Annotated in this window: 3 protein-coding genes; all 3 read left to right on the forward strand. The window is 59.8% G+C overall.

What is annotated here, in order from left to right:
* Positions 1-52: 52 nt before the first annotated feature.
* The 3 genes from EN994_RS27225 to EN994_RS27235 all read left to right on the forward strand — a co-directional run bounded on the left by EN994_RS27225 (position 53) and on the right by EN994_RS27235 (position 2,361).
* Positions 53-685 (forward strand): PAS domain-containing protein, encoded by a 633-nt coding sequence (locus tag EN994_RS27225; RefSeq protein WP_024503876.1) that lies wholly within the window; start codon positions 53-55, stop codon positions 683-685.
* A 183-nt stretch (positions 686-868) separates the two neighbouring features.
* Positions 869-1,486, forward strand: coding sequence for a PilZ domain-containing protein (locus tag EN994_RS27230; RefSeq protein WP_013531341.1), 618 nt, complete (start codon positions 869-871; stop codon positions 1,484-1,486).
* A 266-nt stretch (positions 1,487-1,752) separates the two neighbouring features.
* Positions 1,753-2,361: a transglutaminase-like cysteine peptidase gene (locus tag EN994_RS27235; RefSeq protein ID WP_063168098.1), complete on the forward strand. Its 609-nt coding sequence runs from the start codon at positions 1,753-1,755 to the stop codon at positions 2,359-2,361.
* Positions 2,362-2,427: the final 66 nt, after the last annotated feature.

Consider the following 2,427-nt stretch of genomic DNA (forward strand, 5'->3'; position numbering starts at 1 on the left):
CTTCTGTTCACCGATGGGACATCAGACGACAGATTGCGCGGAGCAGCATAGCATGAACCAGAATGGATCGATCACGCTGTTCCAATATTGGAACCGCCTGCGTGATGGACGCCCCGCCCCGAAGCGTTCGGAGGTCGAACCGGCCGACATCAAGTCGCTGCTGGCCGACACCTTTATCCTGGAACGTGACACGCGCGGACAGGCCGTATTCCGGCTGGCCGGCACGAGGCTTTGCGCCTGCTACGGCCGCGAGCTCAAGGGGTTTTCCTTTCCATCGCTGTGGCGCGAGAAGGACCAGCGGCTCGTCTCGCGCCTGATCCATGGCGTGTTCGAGCAGAAATCGGTCGTGCTCATCAGCTATGAGGGCTTCAGCCGCAACGGGCGCTCCAATAAGTTCGAACTGCTTGCCCTGCCGCTGGACGGCGGCGTCGAAAATCCGCGCTGCCTGGGCGTCATCAGCGCCGTGGAGAAACCCTTCTGGCTGGGTGCCGATCCGATCACCGATGCGTTGATCGATTCAATCCGCGTCATAGATCCGGAGAAGGAGCTTCTGAACAATCGCCCGGCGATCGATGTTCCCTCGCTTGTTCCCGATGAACTTGGGGCACCCGAGACGATCTCGGCGCTCGGCCGGGTGCGTCGCATCCGTCATCTCGTCGTCTTCGATGGCGGGCGCGAGGAATAGTCCGCTGTTTTTTGAGACCTGATGCACGTCGCCCAAAACTGCGCGGCGGTTTTGGCACCACGGCCTGCAAAAAGGAAAACGCTGGAGCGCCCGCTTTTCCCCTTTGTTAACCCGCTTTGTTGTACTTCTGTGATGAAGTTCCTCGCATCGGCGCGCGGGATGCCAAACGGGGTGTAGGCAGTCATGAGGTCAGCGGCGGTCGACTATGCGCCGTCCCAAGCTGAAAGGCGAAACTTTCAGCGCGTCCGGGTTAAAATTTACGGACGCTTCATGCTGGAAGACCGCACCGAACATCCCTGCCAGGTCGTCGACATGTCACCGGGCAATGTCGCGTTTCGCACCGACCGCATCGGCATGCCCGGCGAAAAAATCATCGCCTACATCGATCATATCGGCCGCATCGAAGGCGTCGTCACACGCACCCTGCAGGACGGTTTCGCAATGACCGTCATTGCGTCGGATCGCAAGAAGGACAAGCTGGCCGCGCAATTGACCTGGCTGGCCAACAAGCATGAACTCGACCTGCCGGAAGATCGCCGCCACGAGCGCGTCGCACCGCGCAATCCGACAAGCGTGCTGCAGCTCACCGACGGCCGCCAGTACCAGTGCCGCATCATCGACCTTTCGCTCTCCGGCGCCGCTGTCGAAATCGACGTCAAACCGGCGATCGGCATCCAGGTCATGCTTGGCACCATGCGCGGGCAGGTCGTGCGTCATTTCGAGGACGGCGTCGCCATCGAATTCGCTGTGATCCAGCGTCCCGAAACGCTTGATTCCGAATTCAACACGCCACGCGCCTGAGCAGGCCCGACAGCAACATTCCAGGAACCGGCCCTTGCGGCCGGTTTTTTGTTTTCGACGCCATGGCATGCTTCGGCCGCTGTTGGAGGGGCCTGGAAGCCCTCCGCCCCCGTCGTGAGGGGCCCCAATATCCAAACGAATTAATACTCAAATGATTCAAATTTTACGTTTATTCTATTGGACTTTTACTCAATATCTACTTCGCGCTTTTGCGTCAAATAAATCCACATGTGGCAATGTCTCCTTCGAACGGGGAGACTACAACAATGAAGAAAACGAGGGGCAAGCTGTTGCTGGCGGCAATGGCGATGCAGCTTTCCGCTTGGGGATCAGCATATGCCGCGGGACCGGCCTATATGCACACCGGCGGACGCACCACCCAGCCTGTTGGTCACTATGAGTTCTGCCAGCGCATTCCCGGCGAATGCAGCGAACGGACCCGCAGGGGTGCGCCGGTCGAACTGACCCGCAAGCTGTGGGCGACGATCGTCAACATCAACAATTCGGTCAACACCCGCATCAAGCCGCGCACCGACATGGAAAACTACGGTGTCGAGGAATATTGGGCCTATCCGGCCAATGGCTATGGCGATTGCGAGGATTACGCGCTGGAAAAGCGCCGCGAGTTGATGGATGTGGGCGTCCCCGCCGGCAATCTGCTGATGACGGTGGCGCGCCAGCCGAATGGCGACGGCCACGCGGTGCTGACCGTGCGCACCAGCCTCGGAGAATTCATCCTCGACAATCTTGAGACCAAGGTCCTGTCCTGGACGGACACCGACTACACCTATCTCAAGCGCCAGTCGGACCAGAATTCCGGCGTTTGGGTGACGATCAATGACGGCCGCTCCGACGCGGTCGCCAGCGTCCGCTAAAACAGAGCTCAAGCGCGCCGCGTGAATGCGAGGCGCTTCAGGAGAAACCCGGTCGAGTCCCCACCC

Source organism: Mesorhizobium sp. M7A.F.Ca.CA.002.09.1.1, from assembly GCF_003998555.1.
Taxonomy (GTDB): Bacteria; Pseudomonadota; Alphaproteobacteria; order Rhizobiales; family Rhizobiaceae; genus Mesorhizobium; species Mesorhizobium ciceri.

What these genes read in the sequence shown, in the direction of transcription:
- EN994_RS27230 (WP_013531341.1), top strand. Translation starts at nt 869, where the DNA reads ATGAGGTCAGCGGCGGTCGACTATGCGCCGTCCCAAGCTGAAAGGCGA.
- EN994_RS27225 (WP_024503876.1), top strand. Translation starts at nt 53, where the DNA reads ATGAACCAGAATGGATCGATCACGCTGTTCCAATATTGGAACCGCCTG.
- EN994_RS27235 (WP_063168098.1), top strand. Translation starts at nt 1,753, where the DNA reads ATGAAGAAAACGAGGGGCAAGCTGTTGCTGGCGGCAATGGCGATGCAG.